This window comes from Vitiosangium sp. GDMCC 1.1324 (assembly GCF_003044305.1).
Taxonomy (GTDB): Bacteria; Myxococcota; Myxococcia; order Myxococcales; family Myxococcaceae; genus Archangium.
The window spans coordinates 371,007-388,585 of the sequence record NZ_PZOX01000005.1; the positions used below are offsets into that span (position 1 = coordinate 371,007).

Annotated in this window: 13 protein-coding genes and 1 tRNA gene; 10 read left to right on the plus strand and 4 right to left on the minus strand. The window is 67.4% G+C overall.

Annotation, left to right across the window (positions count from 1 at the left end; all coding sequences use genetic code 11):
• Window positions 1-159: 159 nt before the first annotated feature.
• The 7 genes from prfA to DAT35_RS17510 all read left to right on the plus strand — a co-directional run bounded on the left by prfA (window position 160) and on the right by DAT35_RS17510 (window position 7,360).
• Window positions 160-1,248 (plus strand): peptide chain release factor 1, encoded by a 1,089-nt coding sequence (gene prfA, locus DAT35_RS17480; RefSeq protein WP_108068169.1) that lies wholly within the window; start codon window positions 160-162, stop codon window positions 1,246-1,248.
• On the plus strand, window positions 1,245-2,126 hold the full coding sequence (gene prmC, locus DAT35_RS17485; RefSeq protein WP_108068170.1) for a peptide chain release factor N(5)-glutamine methyltransferase: 882 nt from the start codon (window positions 1,245-1,247) through the stop codon (window positions 2,124-2,126). The genes prfA and prmC overlap by 4 nt, the downstream gene beginning before the upstream one ends.
• 10 nt (window positions 2,127-2,136) lie before the next feature.
• Window positions 2,137-3,402, plus strand: a complete 1,266-nt coding sequence (murA, locus tag DAT35_RS17490; RefSeq protein WP_108068171.1) for a UDP-N-acetylglucosamine 1-carboxyvinyltransferase — start codon at window positions 2,137-2,139, stop codon at window positions 3,400-3,402.
• Between the two features lie 164 nt (window positions 3,403-3,566).
• The gene (locus DAT35_RS17495; protein ID WP_108068172.1) at window positions 3,567-3,956 is read left to right on the plus strand and encodes a zf-TFIIB domain-containing protein; all 390 of its coding nucleotides are present in this window, start codon (window positions 3,567-3,569) and stop codon (window positions 3,954-3,956) included.
• Between the two features lie 192 nt (window positions 3,957-4,148).
• Window positions 4,149-6,116, plus strand: a complete 1,968-nt coding sequence (locus tag DAT35_RS17500) for an ABC transporter substrate-binding protein (RefSeq protein ID WP_108068173.1) — start codon at window positions 4,149-4,151, stop codon at window positions 6,114-6,116.
• A gap of 63 nt (window positions 6,117-6,179) precedes the next feature.
• Window positions 6,180-6,252, plus strand: a tRNA-Gly gene (locus DAT35_RS17505).
• Window positions 6,253-6,355: 103 nt separating this feature from the next.
• Complete coding sequence (locus tag DAT35_RS17510; RefSeq protein ID WP_108068174.1) at window positions 6,356-7,360, plus strand: D-Ala-D-Ala carboxypeptidase family metallohydrolase; 1,005 nt, start codon at window positions 6,356-6,358, stop codon at window positions 7,358-7,360.
• On the opposite strand, the gene DAT35_RS17515 is transcribed toward DAT35_RS17510, so the two are convergent.
• Entirely contained in the window at window positions 7,357-9,039 is a 1,683-nt protein-coding gene (locus tag DAT35_RS17515) for a murein L,D-transpeptidase (RefSeq protein WP_158501752.1), read from the minus strand. The genes DAT35_RS17510 and DAT35_RS17515 overlap by 4 nt on opposite strands.
• A 204-nt stretch (window positions 9,040-9,243) precedes the next feature.
• Here DAT35_RS17515 and DAT35_RS17520 point away from each other — a divergent pair, with 204 nt between their 5' ends.
• Window positions 9,244-10,284, plus strand: coding sequence for a PA0069 family radical SAM protein (locus tag DAT35_RS17520; RefSeq protein ID WP_108068176.1), 1,041 nt, complete (start codon window positions 9,244-9,246; stop codon window positions 10,282-10,284).
• Between the two features lie 243 nt (window positions 10,285-10,527).
• Window positions 10,528-12,657 carry an Ig-like domain-containing protein gene (locus DAT35_RS17525; RefSeq protein ID WP_108068177.1) on the plus strand — a complete coding sequence of 710 codons (2,130 nt, stop codon included), beginning with the start codon at window positions 10,528-10,530 and terminating at the stop codon, window positions 12,655-12,657.
• Window positions 12,658-12,759: 102 nt separating this feature from the next.
• On the opposite strand, the gene DAT35_RS17530 is transcribed toward DAT35_RS17525, so the two are convergent.
• The 3 genes from DAT35_RS17530 to serC form a co-directional block, all read right to left on the minus strand.
• Entirely contained in the window at window positions 12,760-14,856 is a 2,097-nt protein-coding gene (locus DAT35_RS17530; protein ID WP_108068178.1) for a M13 family metallopeptidase, read from the minus strand.
• 268 nt (window positions 14,857-15,124) lie between these two features.
• Complete coding sequence (locus tag DAT35_RS17535; RefSeq protein WP_108068179.1) at window positions 15,125-15,682, minus strand: chalcone isomerase family protein; 558 nt, start codon at window positions 15,680-15,682, stop codon at window positions 15,125-15,127.
• A gap of 93 nt (window positions 15,683-15,775) precedes the next feature.
• Window positions 15,776-16,864, minus strand: coding sequence for a 3-phosphoserine/phosphohydroxythreonine transaminase (gene serC, locus DAT35_RS17540; protein WP_108068180.1), 1,089 nt, complete (start codon window positions 16,862-16,864; stop codon window positions 15,776-15,778).
• A 125-nt stretch (window positions 16,865-16,989) separates the two neighbouring features.
• Between serC and DAT35_RS17545 the strand changes: the two genes are divergently transcribed.
• Window positions 16,990-17,574 (plus strand): RNA polymerase sigma factor, encoded by a 585-nt coding sequence (locus DAT35_RS17545; protein ID WP_108068181.1) that lies wholly within the window; start codon window positions 16,990-16,992, stop codon window positions 17,572-17,574.
• Window positions 17,575-17,579 lie beyond the last annotated feature (5 nt).

The window sequence follows — 17,579 nt, forward strand, 5'->3', positions numbered from 1 at the left end:
GGCATCTTCTGGTACTCCGTGATAGGCGGAAGTGGGCCGCACTGGCGGCAGCGAACCGCCCTTTTTTCACGCCCTCGGGCCCGAAGTCCACGGAATTTCTTGACCCCGTCCGGCCTTGCCTGTGGCCTGACAACGGGGCACAACCCCGACCCCTGACCGATGATTGACAAACTCGAAGAGGTGGAGCGCAAGTTCGAGCGCCTCACCGCCGACCTCTCCAACCCGGACGTCATCGCCGACTCGGCGAAGCTGCAGAAGGTCTCCAAGGAGCGCGCCAGCCTGGAGAAGCTGGTGGAGACCTTCCGCACGTACCGTAAGGTGCTCGACGATCTGAAGGAGGTCGAGGCCTGGCTCGGCAGCTCGGACCCCGACGAGAAGGCCTACGCCCGCGAGGCCCTGCCCGGGCTCAAGGAACAGCGCGAGACGCTGGAGGGCCAGCTCAAGATTCTGCTGCTGCCCAAGGATCCCAATGACGAGAAGGACGTCATCCTGGAGATCCGCGCCGGCGCCGGTGGCGACGAGGCGGGCCTGTTCGCCGAGGAGGTCATGCAGATGTACCTCCGGTACTCGGATCGCAAGGGCTGGAAGTCGGAGATCATCGACATGAGCCCGGGGAGTGTGGGCGGGGTGAAGGACGTCACCGTCATGCTCTCGGGCGAGGGCGTCTACAGCCACATGAAGTACGAGTCGGGCGTGCACCGGGTGCAGCGCGTGCCGGCCACCGAGGCGCAGGGGCGCATCCACACCTCCACCATCACCGTGTCGGTGATGCCCGAGGCGGAGGACGTGGACATCAAGATCAACCCGGCGGACGTCGAGATGCAGGTGATGCGCTCGACGGGCTCGGGTGGCCAGAGCGTGAACACCACGGACTCCGCGGTGCGCCTCATCCACAAGCCCTCGGGCATCGTGGTGAAGTGCCAGCAGGAGAAGAGCCAGACCAAGAACCGGGCCATGGCCGAGCGCATGCTGCGCGCCAAGCTCTATGAGATCGAGCAGGAGCGCATCCGCAACGAGCGCGACACCATGCGCCGCGGGCAGGTGGGCACCGGCGATCGCTCGGAGAAGATCCGCACCTACAACTTCCCGCAGGATCGGCTGACGGATCACCGCATCGGCCTCACGGTGCACAACCTGCCGGCCATCATGGTCGGGGGCATCGAGGACGTCATCACCGCCTGCCGCACCCACTACCAGGCCGAGGCCCTCAAGCAGCAGATGGGCGGAGGCCCCGGCACGAGCGCATGAGCGGAGACACCTGGACCCTCCGGAAGCTCCTCACCTGGACGACGCAGCACTTCGAGAAGAAGGGCATCGACGCGCCCCGGCTCACCACCGAGGTGCTGCTCGCCCACGTGCTGAAGACGACCCGGGTGCGTCTGTACGTGGACCTGGACCGGCCCATGGAGAAGGCGGAGCTCGCCGCCTTCCGCGCCCTCATCGAGCGGCGCGTGGCCGGCGAGCCCACCCAGTACCTCACCGGTGTGCGGGAGTTCTACAACCGCCCCTTCAAGGTGGACCCACGGGTGCTCATCCCCCGGCCGGAGACGGAGCTGCTGGTGGAGGCCGCCCTGCACAAGCTGCCCAAGGACGGGCCCGGTACGGCGCTGGATGTGTGCACGGGCTCGGGCTGCATCGCCATCAGCCTCGCGGCCGAGCGGCCCCAGGCCACGGTGCTCGCCACGGACCTCTCCCCGGATGCCTGCTCGCTGGCCAAGGAGAACGCCCAGGCGCTGGGCGTGGCGGACCGGGTGACGGTGCTCCAGGGCAGCCTCTTCACTCCCCTTCCCCCGGACGCCCGCTTCGACGTGGTGGTGTCCAATCCCCCCTACATCGCCTCGGGGGAGATTCCGGGCCTGTCCGCCGAGGTGCGCCGCGAGCCCCACATGGCGCTGGACGGCGGACCGGACGGGCTGGTGCTCATCCGCAAGGTCATCGAGGGAGCCCGCCGCTTCCTCAAACCTGGCGGGCTGCTTGCAATGGAGATTGGCGAGACGCAGGGCGCCGCCGTCCAGGGGCTCCTCCAGGCCGCGGGTTACGAGGACGCGCGGGTGGAGAAGGACCTGGAGCGGCGGGATCGCCTCGCTTTTGGGACACAGCCCGTGGCCGCAGGGCCACAGGGGTGAGACGGAACTGATGGACAAGATCATCGTGAAGGGTGGCCGCCCGCTGCAGGGCGAAGTGAACGTGTCGGGCGCGAAGAACGCGGCGCTCCCCATCCTCGCCTCGGCGCTGCTGGCGGACGGCAAGAGCGTGTACCGCAACGTGCCGGACCTGGCGGACGTGAAGACCATGCTCAAGGTGCTGGAAACCATGGGCTGTGGCACCGCGCGGCTCACCGGCCGCAAGAAGGACGTGTGCGAGGTGGCCGTCGAGGGCCCCATCACCCCCGAGGCCCCGTACGATCTCGTGAAGACGATGCGCGCCTCGGTGCTGGTGCTCGGCCCGCTAGTGGCCCGCTACGGCCGCGCCCGCGTGTCCATGCCGGGAGGGTGCGCCATCGGGGCCCGGCCCATCGACCAGCACCTCAAGGGCCTCAAGGCCCTGGGCGCCGACATCACCCTCACCGAGGGCTACGTCGAGGCCCGGGCGAAGCAGCTCAAGGGCGGCACCGTCAACTTCGACGTCATCACCGTGACGGGCACGGAGAACGTGATGATGGCGGCCGTGCTGGCCAAGGGCCGCAGCGTGCTGGAGAACTGCGCGCGCGAGCCCGAGGTGGAGGAGCTCGCCCGGGTGCTCAACAAGATGGGCGCCCGCATCGAGGGCGCGGGCACCTCCGTCATCACCATCGACGGCGTGGAGGCCCTCAACCCGGTGGAGCACGCCATCCTCCCGGACCGGATTGAGGCGGGAACACTCATGGTGGCCGCCGCCATCACCGGCGGTAACGTGCTGGTGAAGCACGCCGTCCCCGAACACCTGGAGGCCGTCATCCTCAAGCTGCGCGAGACGGGCTGCACCGTCACCGCCGAGCAGGGGGGGCTGCGGGTGAAGGCCCCCAAGGTCGTCGGCTCGGTGGACGTGAAGACGACCGAGCACCCCGGCTTCCCCACGGACATGCAGGCCCAGCTCATGGGGCTGATGACGGTGGCCAGCGGTACCTCGGTCATCTCGGAGAGCATCTTCGAGAACCGGTTCATGCACGTGCCGGAGCTGCACCGCATGGGGGCGGACATCACCATCCAGGGCCATACGGCGGTGGTGAAGGGGGTCAAGAAGCTGTCCGGGGCGCCCGTGATGGCCACGGACCTGCGCGCCAGCGCCTCCCTCGTGCTGGCGGGCCTGCGCGCCGAGGGCAAGACCGAGGTCCAGCGCATCTACCACCTGGACCGCGGCTACGAGCGCCTGGAGCGCAAGCTTCGCAACCTGGGGGCTGACATCCGCCGGGTGAAGGCCTGAGCCTGGGGGGCCCCCGGGTTTGCGCACGTGAACACATTGTGGCGGTCGGGTTGCATCTCAAAATTCATGCGACCTATCATTCTCTGAACGTCCGGGGGTGCACAGCTCCCCTGGACGCTCACCACGGGAGCGTTGCTCCCCCCTACAGGAGAATGAGCCACCCCATGAATTGCCCCGGTTGCAGCGTCGAGATGGCCGATCTCGAAGGCGACCACGAGACGTTGCGTAAGTGTGGAGAGTGCGGCGGGCTGTGGATAGACGTCGCGGATCTCAACCGGATCCTCCTTCACAACAACCTTCCCGGGCTCGAGAGCCAGGGCGGCAAGGTGGACGCGGAAGCGCTCACCGGCCAGTGTCCCGAGTGCCAGGTGGACCTCATTCGGGTGGACGGGGGTGATCGTCAGCACCCGTTGCACTACGACACCTGCGAGTCCTGCGGCGGCATCTTCCTCGAGTCGGAGTTCGCCGACGCCACCGACGCCAAGATCGCCGAGCAGGAGATCATCGACTTCTTCCGGCACTTCGGAGCCAAGAAGAAGACGGCCGCCGGCTGACGCCCCCACCGCGGGCGTCCCCTTGCGCACCACCCCTCCGGGCCCGTCGTCGTCGCGCGGGCCGGGAATACCCCCGCTCCGTCCTCCCTCCTTTCCCCCCTCGGGATGAAAGCGTCGCGCTGTCTGTTGGCGAACCTTGACACCCGGGCGCCAGGGGATTGAGTAGGCGCCCGAATGCCAAGAGGGAACGGAATGCGACGTCTGGGGTGGGTGTGGCCGTGCGCACTGCTGCTCGCCGGCTGTCCGAGCAGCTGCTCCAACAAGGGCTCCGAGGCACCGGACGCGGGTCCGGTCGTCACGGGGCCCGAGCAGCTCAACGAGAAGGAGCCCAACGACCGGCCCGAGCAGGCCCCCACCCTCGCGAGGGACGCGACGGTGAGCGCCAGCCTGGGGGCGGATCCGTCCAAACCCGACGAGGACTGGTACCGGCTCGCGCCCGACAGCCCGCGAGTGGCGGACGTCACCGTCTCCGGCATTCCCGGCGGGAACGTGGTGCTGGAGGTGTTCGACGCTCCCGGCGTGCGCAGCGCCAGCATCAACAGCGAGGGGGACGGCAAGCCGGAGCGCTTCCCCAACCTCTATGTCGAGCGCGAGCGCTGGGTGCGCGTGGCCTCGGCGCGCAAGGGCACGGGCGGCGCGTATACGCTCGAGGTGCGCTACCACGTGCCCGAGGACGGTGTGGAGCGCGAGCCCAATGACCGGGCCGTGGACGCCACGCCGATGCAGCTCGGACAGGCGGTAGCGGGGTTCCTCGGCCATGCGGGCGACGAGGACTGGTATCGGCTGGAGCTGCCCGAGCCGGCCGGTAGCACTCCCTCGGAGCCTGGAACGGCTCCGGACTCGGGTGGGGCCACCGGTGCCGCGCCCTCCACCGAGCAGCCCCCTACGGGCCAGCCCCCCGAGGGGACCGGCACCCCACCTCCCCCTCCTGGTTCCTCCGAGACGGCCCCCGCCACGCCTCCCGAGGAAACGGCCAACGCCCCCACGGGCGAGGGCAACCCGGCCGGCACGGGCACGCAGCCGCAGCCGGGGGGCTCACCACAATTCCAGGTTCCCGTGCCCGTCCCGGGCCAGGGCCTGCAGGCGCCCCCTCCCGAGGAGCCTCCCGCGGTGGCGCTGAAAATTGAACTCACCGGCATCGAGGGCGTGCGTCCGGAGCTGTCGGTCCTGTCGGCGGCGGAGGCGCCCCTGTTCACCACCCCCAAGGGCAAGGAGGGCGAGGGCTTCTCGCTGCGCAACATCGGCGTGCGCTCGAGCGATCGCGTCGTGTACCTGGTGGTGAAGAGCGGCTGGACGGGGACGGGCAAGGACGCGAAGCGGGGCTTCAACTCGGAGAAGCCCTACACGCTCACGGTGTCCTTGGAGGAGGCCGGGGCGAACGCGGAGCTCGAGCCCAACGACGAGCTGTACAAGGCCACGCCCCTGCCGGTGTCCGGCTTCAAGGAGGGCTTCCTGTCGCCCAAGGGGGACATCGACAACTTCGTCCTGAAGACGACGGAGCCGGTGCTGGCCAAGGTGGAGGTGTCCGGTGTGGAGCGCGTGGACCTGGAACTGTCGGTGGTGCAGCCCCCCGAGGGCGAGGGCCAGAAGGAGACGGTGCTCCAGCGGGCCAACGACGGCGCCATCAAGGAGCCCGAGCGCCTCAACAACGTGGCGTGCAGTGGCACCTGCTACTTCCGGGTGCAGGGAGCGGCGCGCAAGGTGGAGGGCAAGTGGGTGCGCGACTACGAGAACGCGGAGCAGCCCTACCGGCTGACCATCACCACCGTGCCCGACGATGGCAGCCAGGAGCGCGAGCCCAACAACACCCCCGACCGCGCCACGGAGCTCACCCCTGGCAAGGCGGTGCGCGGCACCATCTATCCACTCAAGGACGTGGACTACTACCGATTGGACCTGTCGGACCGGCCCGTGCGCACTCCGCTCAAGGCCACCCTGCTGGGCATCCTCAAGGTGGACGTGGGGCTGTACCTGCACCGCCTGGGCGAGGACGGAAAGCTGGCGCTCGTGCAGACGTCCGATCGCGCCAAGGGAGATCAGCCCGAGGTCATCCGCTACAGCGCCGAGCCGGGCGTCTACATCCTCGAGGTCCGCGACGCGCGCAACCGCGAGGCGAACTTCCAGGATGCCTACCAGCTCACTGTCGAGGAGGGCGAATAGCCCCCCGCGATACTTCTCGTTGACAAGCAGCGCTCAGCTCCCTACTTTGCGCCTGCTTGCGACGCGGTGGTAGCTCAGTTGGTAGAGCACGAGCTTCCCAAGCTCGGGGTCGAGGGTTCGAATCCCTTCCGCCGCTCACTTGAGGCCGACAGTTTCCGGGTCAACCCGGGGATTGTCGGCCTCTTCCTTTTCCGGCCCTCGAAGGAATTTTCCCGCGCGACCGGCTGTGCAGACTGCGCGTGAGCTCATTCCGTACCCGCCTGCCCCTCGGCCGTTCCGCCATCCTCTTCCTGGTCGCCGCCCTGCTCCTCCTGGCGCAGTACGCCATGGCGGCCACCCCTGCATCCGAAGCCATGGGGGGTAGCGCCGGGCAAAGCGTTCCTCGCGTGGAGCTGCTCTCCCGTGGGTTCAGCGGCGCCCTGCGTGCCGTCGTCGTGCCGCCGGGCGAGTCGCTCCAACCGTACCTCTCCGTCCGAGAGAGCTCGAAAGAGGCGCGTTGGTTCTCGCTGGGCTCCGGCCTGCAGGCCCCCGCCACTGTGTCCAACGAAGGACTGAAGGCACCGGACCAGCCGGGTATCTGGACGCTCGATTCCGCGCAGCCCGGCCTGGACGCTGCCCTGCACGCCGTCATCACCCCTGTCCACTTCGACGGCTCGAAGACCCACCTCAACGGCTACCACATCGGTCGCTGGCCGGCCCGCGCCGCCGGCCGCACCGGCCGCTACGCCCCACCCGAGCTCTTCATCGAGGTGACGCCTCGGAACCAGGACTTCGCCGTCTCCGAGCACTTCCGCCTCCGGAACTTCCTCACCAAGGACCAGGCCGACGTCTGGCCCAAGTACCTCGTGCTCGATCTGCGGCTGGTGGACAAGCTGGAGCTCGTGATCCAGGAGCTGCGCACCCTGGGCCATCCGGCGAAGGGACTCCACGTGATGAGCGGCTTCCGCACGCCCCAGTACAACGGGCCCGGCGAGAACGGCCGCGCGAAGTTCAGCCGCCACACCTATGGCGACGCGGCGGACGTCTGGCTCGATGATGACGGCGACGGGCAGATGGATGACCTCGATGGCAATGGGCGCATCGACGCGAAGGACGCCGAGGTGCTCGCCCAGGTTGTCGAGCGCGTGGAGCAACGTGTGCCCGCCCTGACCGGTGGCTGCGGGCTCTACCGCGCCAACCCGGCGCACGGGCCCTTCGTGCACATCGACGTGCGCGGCACTCCGGCCCGCTGGACCCGGCGCTAACCGCGCATTCCGCTCGAGGACGGAGGCTCACCCACCCGGGGCGGCGAATTCACCGCCAGCGCCTGCAACACCACTTCGTCCTGCTCGTAGATGTCCGGCCGGAACCCGACCCAGCCCTCCGTGTCCACGAAGGCCGTCCAGTAGAGCAGGTACACGGGGATCGGCGAGGGCAGTTCCACCCGCCTCGGCTCGCCACCCACCTTCATCTCGGCCGCCAGAGCGGCCTCCGACCAACCCTCGTGGCCCCGCAGCATGAAGTCCGCGAGCTTCGCCGGCTCCGCCACCCGGACGCAGCCGTGGCTGAAGGCCCGGTTCGTCTGGGTGAAGAGCACCGGATTGGGCGTGTCGTGCAGGTAGATGGCGAAGCGGTTGGGGAACATGAACTTCATCTGGCCCAGCGGGTTGGCCTCTCCGGGCGCCTGCGCGAAGCGGTAGGGCAGCTTTCCGGGTTCCAGCCCATTCCAGTCCACCGACCACGGGTCCACCTCCTCCCCCGTGGTCTTGTCGAGCACCGTCAACCCGAGTGCCTCGGCCGCGCCCGGATCCTCCCTTAGCTGCGGCAGCACCTCTTCCTCGGTGATGTCCGGGGGCACGTTCCATTCCGGATGGAGCACCAGGTACTTCACCTTGTCCTCCAGGACGGGCGTGCTCCAGTCCGGCATCCCGATGATGACGGGCATCCGCAACACCGTCCGGCCCTGCTCCACCGCCTCCAGCTCGAAGGCCGGAAGGTTCACCATCACGTACTGCGGCCCCAGGTTCCTCGGCATCCAGCGCCAGCGCTCCAGGTTCACCCGGATCTCGCCGATGCGCTCCTCCACCGGAACCCGCAGCTCCGCCAACGTCTCCTCACCCACCTTCCCGTCCACCGCCAACCCGTGCCGCCGCTGGAAGGTCTTCACCGCCGCCTCCATTTCCGCGTCATAGAGATCGTCCGGCGGAGGCATCCGGGGTGGCTCTGGAGCCGCCATCACCGCTCGGACGAGCTTGCCCACCAGCGCCACCGCGCCCACGCCCGGAACCTTCGCGTAGAGCTGCCGCTCCTCCGGGGCTGGCGGCAGGTCTCCCGTGACACGCAGCCGAGCACGTAACACAGACACCCGCGCCCCCTTCATCCCCCGCCTGAGCGGCTCGCCCTCCGGCACCAGGGGCCAGCCCCCAGCGGCGTCGATGGCCCGATAGCGAGCGAGTGCCTCGCGGAGTCGCACGAAGCCCTCGTTGCTCGGGGAGAGATTCCGCAGCGCACCGGCCAGGTCTCCGCTCGCGAGCGACCCTTCCAGCAGCGCCGCGAGCGCCACGGGCCCCGGTAGCTTCGTCCTCCACCGGATGAGCCGCGAGGACACCTCGCCGGACAGGAGATGCGAGGCGTAGGAGAGAAAGCTCGACGTCAACCCGAGCTCCATCCCCACCCACGCGTCCTCCGGCGCGCCACCCAGCGTCAGCCGGCGCAAGGACGCCTCGAGCTCCGAGCGGTGGTAACGCTCCGGCGACAGGCCCTCCGTCTCCGCCTCGCTAAGCGCCGTGAGGTACTGCTCCACCTGGGGCCGCACCGAGCCGTCATAGGAGAACCACGCGGGCTGGAAGCCCCGCGACTCGTAGAAGCGCAGCAGGGCCCTGGCAGTCTCCCGGGGCTCCATCTCCACCCGGGCCCGTACTGAGGACTCAAAGGAGGGAGGCATACCTCCTCCCGCGGCGAGAGCGGGCATCCCAACGAGCAAGCACCACAGGAGGACGAGCCAGGGCCTCATGGGACGACGGTAGGCATCCCCGGAGTGCGAGGCAGGCGAGCAGGCCCGCCCGCCCGCTCTCTTGACCGTTCAGGTATGGAGCCACCTGACCAATCAAACCTTGACTGAACGTCCTTTCAGCCCCACCCTGGGAGTGTGAAACCCCGCCCCGTCTCCAACCCGCCCAACCCTTGGGACACCACCGCGGTGGAGTACCTGGAGGAGATTCCTCCCGCGAAGTTGGAGGTCCTGGAGGACCACAGCCGCGAGGTGCTCGGGCGCAACGACAGCCCGGACGTGGGCTTCACCTGGAGCGTCAACCCGTACCGGGGCTGCCTCCATGCGTGCGCGTACTGCTATGCCCGGCCCTACCACGAGTACCTCGGATTCGGAGCCGGCACGGACTTCGAGACGAAGCTGGTGGTGAAGCCGCGCGCCGCGGAGCTGCTGCGCGCGGCCTTCGAGCGCAAGAGCTGGAAGGGAGAGACGGTCGCGTTCAGCGGCGTGACCGATTGCTATCAGCCGCTCGAGGCCTCGCTGCGGCTCACCCGGGCATGCCTGGAGGTGTGCGCCGAGTACCGCAACCCGGTGGGCATCATCACCAAGGGGCCGCTCATCGAGCGGGACCTGGACGTACTGCAGACGCTCGCACAGGAGGCCCGGCTGTCGGTGTGCATCACCCTGCCCTTCCACGACGAGCAGGTGGCACGCGCCATGGAGCCGTACGTCGCCACACCCCGGAGGCGGCTGCAGACCATCGAGCGGCTGGCCGCCGCGGGCATCACCGTGGGAGTGGCGGTGGCCCCCGTCATCCCCGGACTCAACGACGAGGACATGGTGCGAGTCCTCACGGCGGCGCGAGAGGCCGGAGCCACCCGGGCCTTCTACACGCTGCTGCGACTTCCCGGCCCGGTGCAGAACGTCTTCGAGGAGCGCCTGCGCGAGAAGCTCCCCCTGCGGGCCGAGCGAGTGCTGCACCGCATCCGCGAGACGCGAGGGGGCGAGCTCAACGACGCGCGTTTCCGCGTCCGCATGCGCGGCGAGGGCCTCTACGCGGACACCATCCGCAAGCTCTTCGAGACCACCGTGCGCCGAGTGGGGTTGAACACCGCGTGGCCCATGGACGAGACGGAGAAGGAGAAGGAGAGCCCCTTCCGCCGCCCCATGAAGCCGGGCACGCAGCTCAGTTTCTTCTGAGCGCCAACCATTCGAGTTCCAGAGCAAGGTCCGACGGCACCGGGCACCGGGTGGGATGATGTGCGCCAGCTGTCTCAGGCGTGTACGGCCGTCCAAGAGGCAAGACACTCTAGGAGGGGCAGGAGACCCTCGACCGGGGCCTTGGAGCCAGGGAGGGGCTTGACGAGACCCGACTGGCACGGCGAGTGCTTTCCCCGCCGACCGCACGCACAGCATCAATACGCCGTGCATCGAGCGAAACCCATGCACCGACGACTTCTCAAGACCCTTCTACCTCTCTGCATCCTGGGCAGCCCTGCCTGCATCGATGTCCCCGACATCGACACGCCCGGCCAGACGGTCGGCAACTTCTCGCTGTCCATCGACCCGAGCCAGACCAGTGTCTTCCAAGGAGGGAGCCGCGGCATCCAGCTCACGCTCACCCGTACGGGCGGCTTCACCGACAGCGTCACGGTCGAACTGCACAATCCTCCAGCCGGCATCAGTGCTCAGCCCGTCACGATCGACGCGGGAAGCACCTCCGCCACGCTGACTGTCTCCGCCAGCGGCAGCGCCGAGCCCGGCCCCAAGACACTCACCGTGCGAGGCAGCTCGGGGACACTCATCCTGGACGTCTCCGTGACGCTCACGGTGGCGCGGCAGGGGGACATCCTCGTGCAGTGGGCGAGCCCCACCCAGTCCAAGGCATACGCGAAGGACTCCATCCAGGTGCAGGTGGTGGTCGAGGGCGGCACGGCGGATTCCATCGACCTGTACAAGGGGACTCAGTTCCTGACGCGCCTGTCAGGGCCCTCGTACCAGTACACGTGGGACACCAGCCAGGAGACGGAGGGAGAGTACCCGCTCACGGCTCGCGCCACGGTGGGAGGCAAAACCTTCGACAGTGCGATTCGCACCATCGCGGTCGACCACACGGCGCCCAAGGTGGCTACGCGGACTCCGACCGCCGGAGCCACTTCTGTCTCCGTCCGAGACACCATCCAGGTGAGCTTCGATGAAGCGCTGAAGGCCGCCTCGGTGACCGATGCATCCGTGGTGCTGAGCACTCCGAGCGCGTCGAACATCGCCAAGACGCTCTCACTGTCGGCGGATGGGAAGACGCTGACGATCAGCCCTACGGCACCACTGGCGTTGCCGGCCGATGTCACCATCAGCATGGGCACGGGCACGGCACCGCTGACGGATCTGGCAGGCAACGCGCTGGCGTCCTCGTCAGCCTGGAGTTTCACGGTTCCTGCCTGGCTGCCACTGGGAGGAGCCATCAGCGCAGTCCCTGACAACACTCCCGCCGAAAACGTAGCCATGAAGGTCGGTACAGACGGAAACCCCGTGATTGCCTGGTCCGAATCCAACGGGGCGACGAAGAATATCTACGTCAGGCGCTGGACGGGCACGAACTGGGTGGACCTCGGAAGCACGATGAGCGCGGTAGCAGATACGGGCACACATTCAGACATGCCTGCGATTGCCCTGGACGCTTCGAACCGGCCCATCGTGGTGTGGCAGGAACTCACGACCACCTCCGGCCCCACCAACCTGTACGGAAGACAGTGGACTGGCTCAACTTGGGAGGCCCTTCCTGAAATCCCGGCCACCACAGGTTCTGACACCAGGCGCTACGAACCTTACGTCGCTTTTGACAGCACAGGCAACCTGGTCATCTCCGCATCCTACTATAATGGTGCCGGCTTTCAGGCACTCGCCTTCAAACTCGACGCCACCACCAACACATGGGCCGACGTCTCGCCTCCCAAGCCGAGCGATCTAATCCAGCCCAGCAATCCTGTCCTGGCTATGGATGGCACAGGCAACTGGTTTATCGCCTATGACGCCTACTCGGAAGCCTTGAGCCAGCGAGGCATTGTTGTACAAAAAAGAGACTCTTACGGCGCCTGGTCTCCACAGATGGGCAGTACAGTCACCAGCCCATCAAAGAACATCGGGTACCAAGCTTCACTTACCCTGGATGGAACCGGCTCTCCCTATATTGCATGGAAAGAGACCCCGGCGTGGGATAGCACGAACAACTCCATCTATGCCGCGTTCTGGAATGGATCGTCCTGGCAGATGATTGGCAGCAGTGTCAGCGGCAGCACAACCGCAAACTCGTTCCCCTCCATCATCATGGGCAGTGATGGACGTCCGCTCATCGCATGGAGTGGCTATGCCGCCCCCGAGACCTCCATCTGGGTGAGCCGGTGGAATGGCACCACCTGGCAGCCTGTAGGCCCTCGGCTCAGCGCGGAAACAGGCATCAGCACCGCTGGTTTCCAGCCGGCTCTGGCCCTCGACAAGAACGGGCAGCCCCTGGTCGCCTGGCATGAGTCCGATGGCGCCGTGTCGAACGTCTACGTCTATCGCTACAACTATTAGCCTCGACGGCGTGCGCCTGAGCGAGTGCTTTGAATAGAAGAAGGGCCGTGCCCGGTTGCAGGCACGGCCCTCGTCTTCAACTCCGCGGCTCCGCTCGAATCGCTACCAGACCTCGCAGCGCTGCGCGGCCGGGCGCACCATCTTCGCGCCTTCCTTGCACTGGAAGGCCTTCTGGAACCCGGGCAGGTTCACCACCGGCCCGTTCACCCGCCAGTACGGCGGCGAGTGCGGATCCACCACCGCCATCTGCCTCGCGAACGCGTCCCGGTACTTCGAGCACCACGACTGCGCGTATCCCAGGAAGAACTGCTGGCTCGGCGTGAACCGGTAGCTGTTCGCCTGCTTCGCCACCTCCGGCTCCTTCGCCAGCCACGCCTCCATCGCCGCGTGCGCCAGCTTCAGTCCTCCCAGGTCCGCCACGTTCTCGCCCAGCGTCAGCGCTCCGTTCACCTTCAGCTCGTCCACCGCCGTGTAGCCGTCGTACTGCGCCTTCACGCACGCCACGCGCTCGCGGAATGCCTTGTCCGAGGCCTGCGTCCACCAGTCGCGCAGGTTGCCCTCCGCGTCGTACTGACGGCCCTCGTCGTCGAAGCCGTGGGTGATCTCATGCCCCACCACCATCCCCATCGCCCCGAAGTTCACCGCCGGCGTCGCCTCGCGCGTGAAGAATGGAGGCTGCAGGATGCCCGCAGGGAAGACGATCTCGTTGAACGGCGGGTTGTAGTAGGCGTTCACCGTCGGCGGCGACATCAGCCACTCGGCCTTGTCCACCGGCTTGCCGATCTTCGCCAGCTGCCGCGCCTGCTCGAACGCCGCCGCGTTCTGGAACGAGTTCAGGAACGAGCCCCGCTCCACCTTCAGCGCGTCGTAGTTCCGCCACTGGTCCGGATAGCCAATCTTGTTGATGATCTTCCGCACCTTCACCAGCGCCTGCTCGCGCGTGGGCGCGTCCATCCACGTCAGCGTGTCCAGGTTGCGCTCGAAGGCCTTCTCGATCTCCACCACCATGTCCTGCGTGGTCTTCTTGCCCTCCGCGCCGAACGTCTGCGTGATGAAGGGCTGCGCCAGCGCCTCGCCCAGCGCTCCGTTGGTGAAGCGCACGCACTTCTTCCAGCGCGGCACATCCTCCTTCGCTCCCGTCAGGTTCTGCGCGTTGAAGCGGAAGCGCTCGTCCTGGAAGCTCTTGGGCAGCGCCGGAACGACGCTCACCACGTAGTTCCAGGTCAGGTAGGGCTTCCAGGCATCGGGCTTCGTCGCCTTCACCAGGCGATCCACTTCCGCGAAGAACGGCGGGTGGGTGACGTTGAGCGCCTGCACGTCCTTGGCGCTCGCCGCCGTGAAGTACACGTCCCACGGGAATGTCGGCGCGGTCTCCTTCAGTCCCTTGCGCTCCAGCCGGTGGTAGACGTTCTTCGGCTCGCGGCGGTCCACGCGCGACAGCGAGGCCTTCGCCAGCGCAGTCTCCAGCTCCATCACCGACGCCGCGCTCTTCGCCGCCTGCTCGGGCTTCTCGCCCAGCAGCCCGAAGATGTTCTTCATATGCTCCACGTACGCCGCGCGCAGCGCCTTCGATTTCTCGTCATCCTTCAGGTAGTAGTCCCGGTCCGGCAGACCGAGTCCGCCCTGATCCACCTCTCCGATGACCTGGGTGGCGTCCTTGAAGTCGGTGTTGGAGCCGAGCTGGAAGAACGGGAACACGTGCTGGGCATGCAGCGAGCCCACCACCTGGGCCAGCTCCTTGGCGTTCTTCACCGCCGTCAGCTTCGCCAGCTGGGCCTTCAACACGGGCAGCGATGCCTCGAGCTGGTTCTCGTCCATACAGGCGCCGTAGTAGTCCCCCAGCTTCTGCGCGTAGGGCGTGCCCTCGGGGGCCTTGCCCGTGGACGTCGCCGCCAGGATGTCCCGGAGGATTTCCTCGTTACGCGCCGCGATGGTGTCGAAGCCTCGCGACCAACGTGGGCGATCCGCGGGAATCTCCGCGCTCTTCACCCAGTTGCCGCACGCGTACTCGTAGAAGTCCTCGCAGGGATTCGCCTGCTCATTGAGCGCCGCGGCGTCCAGCCCGGACGGCAGCGGCTTCGTCTCGGCCACCGGCTGCGGCTGGGGCGCAGGCGCGGACTGAGGCTGCGCGGGAGCGGGTTCCGCCGTCTTGCAGGCGGACGCCAGGAGACAGCAGGCGGCGAGCAATGCCTTTCTCATCCAGTATTTCTCCATGTAGAGAGTCAAAGCGGTCCGCACCCTACTCGGCGGCTGGCTCCCTGCAACCTCTGGATGTGAGTGGCACTCCACGGCGAGCATGGGAGTGGGAACGCCTCGACACTCCGCGCCTCGGAGCCCCAGGCCCGGCGCTCCACGTACGCACCGCGCGAGGACGGGTGACACGGTGCGACGCGGCTCTCCATGATGTCCATCCCTCCCCCCGCCCTTCACTCCCAGGACGAGGCGGAGGGTGGCGCCCGGGTGGGGACTACTTGCCCAGCATTGCGTCCTTGAGGCTCTCGTCGACCGGGCTCTTCCCCAGCCACACCGAGAAGAGCGCGTCCGAGAAGTCCTTGCCCTCCACCGAGATCTTCTGCCCCGCCTTGCTCTCGATGGTGGTGCCCTTGCCCGGCGTGTACGTCAGCACCAGCTCGTCGCCCTTCTTCAGGTCCGGGATCGCCGCGGTGAACGTGTCCAGCCGCTGCTGCAGCGCCGGCAGCTTGTCCTTCGCGTTCTTCTTGAAGCCTTCCTCGATGGCCTCGACGATCGTCTTCTTCTCCAGGTCGCGCAGCATGGACATCCGCACGCGCTTCACCTGATCCGACTCGATGACCTGCTGGGCACTCTGCGACGGGTTCTGCAGGTACAGCCCGGCCGTGTACACGTTGAAGACGAACTTCTTGCGCAGGCCCGCACCGTTCAGCTTCAACTCCTTGCCCTCGACCGTCACCGTGTCGGGGAACTGAACCCCCGACACCTCCTTGGCGGCAGCGGGCAGCGCGAGCACGACGGCCATCACGACAGCGCACAGCGTAGCGTTCTTCATGACCCCTCCTGAAAGGTAAGGCCCCCCAGGTCTAGCCAATCGAACGCCCCTCCGTCGACAGATGGATGGATGGCGCCTCGCGTCAGCGGCGCCCTACCCGTTCTTGCGGATGAACTCCTCCATGAAGGACACCAGCGTCCGCACGTTGTCCACCGTCACCGCGTTGTACAGGGACACCCGGATGCCCCCCGCCGTGCGGTAGCCCTTGAGGCCCACCATGCCCACCTTCTTCGCCTCGGCCACGAACCGGTCGTCCAGCTCCGGCGTGGGCAGCTTGAAGACCGCGTTCATGTACGAGCGCGAGTCCTTCTCCACCGGCGCCTGGTAGAAGCCGGCGTGCTTGTCGAGTGCCGCGTAGAGCAGCTCGCCCTTCTGCCGGTTCCACTTCTCCAGCTGGGGCAGCCCTCCCACCTGCTTCACCCAGGCCAGCACATTGCGGCACAGGTAGATGGCCAAGGTCGGTGGGGTGTTGTAGAGCGAGTTGTTTTCCGCGTGGGTCGAGTAGCGGAAGATCTTCGGGATGTCCTTGCGGCCACGGGCGATGAAGTCCTTGCGGGCCACGGCGATCAACACGCCCGAGGGGCCGAGGTTCTTCTGGGCTCCCGCGTAGATGAAGGAGAAGCGGCTCACGTCCGTCGGCTTCCACAGGAAGTCCGAGCTCATGTCCGCCACCAGCGGGACGTCCCCCACCTCGGGCCACCAGTGCCACTGGGTGCCGTAGATGGTGTTGTTGGTCGTCACGTGGACGTAGGCCGCCTTTGGATCCAGCTTCAGCTCGTCCTGGCGCGGAATCCGCACGTAGCGCTTGTCCGGCAGCACCGTGGTGGCCGCGATGCGCGCCTTGCCCACGATCTGGGCCTCCTCGTAGGCCTTCTCGCTCCAGACGCCCGTCATCAGGTAGTCCGCGCTGGCGCCCGGGGGCAGGAAGTTCATGGGCACCTGGGCGAACTGCTGCCCGGCCCCACCGGTGAGGAAGAGCACCTGGTGGGTGTCCGGGATGCCCAGCAGCTCGGTGAGCAGGGAGATGGTCTCCGTGTGGACGGCGTCGTACTCCTTGCCCCGATGACTGTGCTCCATGATGGACATGCCCGAGCCCTGGAAATCCAGCAGCTCGTCCCGCGCGCGCTCGAGGGCGGGCAGGGGCAGACCGGCGGGACCGGGGTTGAAGTTGATGACGCGCATGGCTGTGTCCTCAGGAAAATGAACAACCGCGTGGCCATTCTGCCGCACACTCCTCCCAGGGGAAGCAGGAAGCGTGGCGTCCGTCCACCGGGTCGCGTGTGGCCGCTGTACCCCCAGGAGGGTCTATGACTCGGGTGGGTTCCTCGCGGGAGCTGACGGAATGGGTGGTGCGGGCGGCCCGGGGAGAAACGCCTGCATTCAGCGAGCTGTACCGGCGCACCCGGCCCCTGGTGGCCCGGCTGACCTCCAGTTTCGCCCCGTTGGACCCGGATGAGGTGGAAGACGTGATCCAGGAGACCTACGTGCGCGCCTTCAAGGCGCTCCCCCGGCTCAAAGAGCCGGCGGCCTTCGAGGCGTGGCTCCTGTCCATTGCCCGCAACCGCGCCCGCACCCGGCTGGAGCGCAAGGGCCAGACGCGCCGGATGGACGAGGAGCTCACCGAGCCCCAGCCCGAAACGGTCTCCGTGGTGCCCGAGGCCCTCCAGCTCGAGCGAGACATCTCCGTGGTGCGCCAGCTCATCGACGAGCTGCCCGAGGGCGAGGAGAAGAAGACCGTCTACCTCTTCTATGTGGAAGGCCAACTGTCCGCCCGGGAGATCGCCGAGAAGCTCGGGGTGGGAAAGAGCGCCGTGACCATGCGCCTGGAGCGTTTCCGGGCCCGAATCAAGCAGGAGCTGCTCCGGCGCGTGCTCGCCGGACGGTGGGAGTGAGCCAC

What these genes read in the sequence shown, in the direction of transcription:
- prfA (WP_108068169.1), top strand. Translation starts at nt 160, where the DNA reads ATGATTGACAAACTCGAAGAGGTGGAGCGCAAGTTCGAGCGCCTCACC.
- prmC (WP_108068170.1), top strand. Translation starts at nt 1,245, where the DNA reads ATGAGCGGAGACACCTGGACCCTCCGGAAGCTCCTCACCTGGACGACG.
- murA (WP_108068171.1), top strand. Translation starts at nt 2,137, where the DNA reads ATGGACAAGATCATCGTGAAGGGTGGCCGCCCGCTGCAGGGCGAAGTG.
- DAT35_RS17495 (WP_108068172.1), top strand. Translation starts at nt 3,567, where the DNA reads ATGAATTGCCCCGGTTGCAGCGTCGAGATGGCCGATCTCGAAGGCGAC.
- DAT35_RS17500 (WP_108068173.1), top strand. Translation starts at nt 4,149, where the DNA reads ATGCGACGTCTGGGGTGGGTGTGGCCGTGCGCACTGCTGCTCGCCGGC.
- DAT35_RS17515 (WP_158501752.1), bottom strand. Translation starts at nt 9,039, where the DNA reads ATGCCTCCCTCCTTTGAGTCCTCAGTACGGGCCCGGGTGGAGATGGAG.
- DAT35_RS17525 (WP_108068177.1), top strand. Translation starts at nt 10,528, where the DNA reads ATGCACCGACGACTTCTCAAGACCCTTCTACCTCTCTGCATCCTGGGC.
- DAT35_RS17530 (WP_108068178.1), bottom strand. Translation starts at nt 14,856, where the DNA reads ATGAGAAAGGCATTGCTCGCCGCCTGCTGTCTCCTGGCGTCCGCCTGC.
- DAT35_RS17535 (WP_108068179.1), bottom strand. Translation starts at nt 15,682, where the DNA reads ATGAAGAACGCTACGCTGTGCGCTGTCGTGATGGCCGTCGTGCTCGCG.
- serC (WP_108068180.1), bottom strand. Translation starts at nt 16,864, where the DNA reads ATGCGCGTCATCAACTTCAACCCCGGTCCCGCCGGTCTGCCCCTGCCC.
- DAT35_RS17545 (WP_108068181.1), top strand. Translation starts at nt 16,990, where the DNA reads ATGACTCGGGTGGGTTCCTCGCGGGAGCTGACGGAATGGGTGGTGCGG.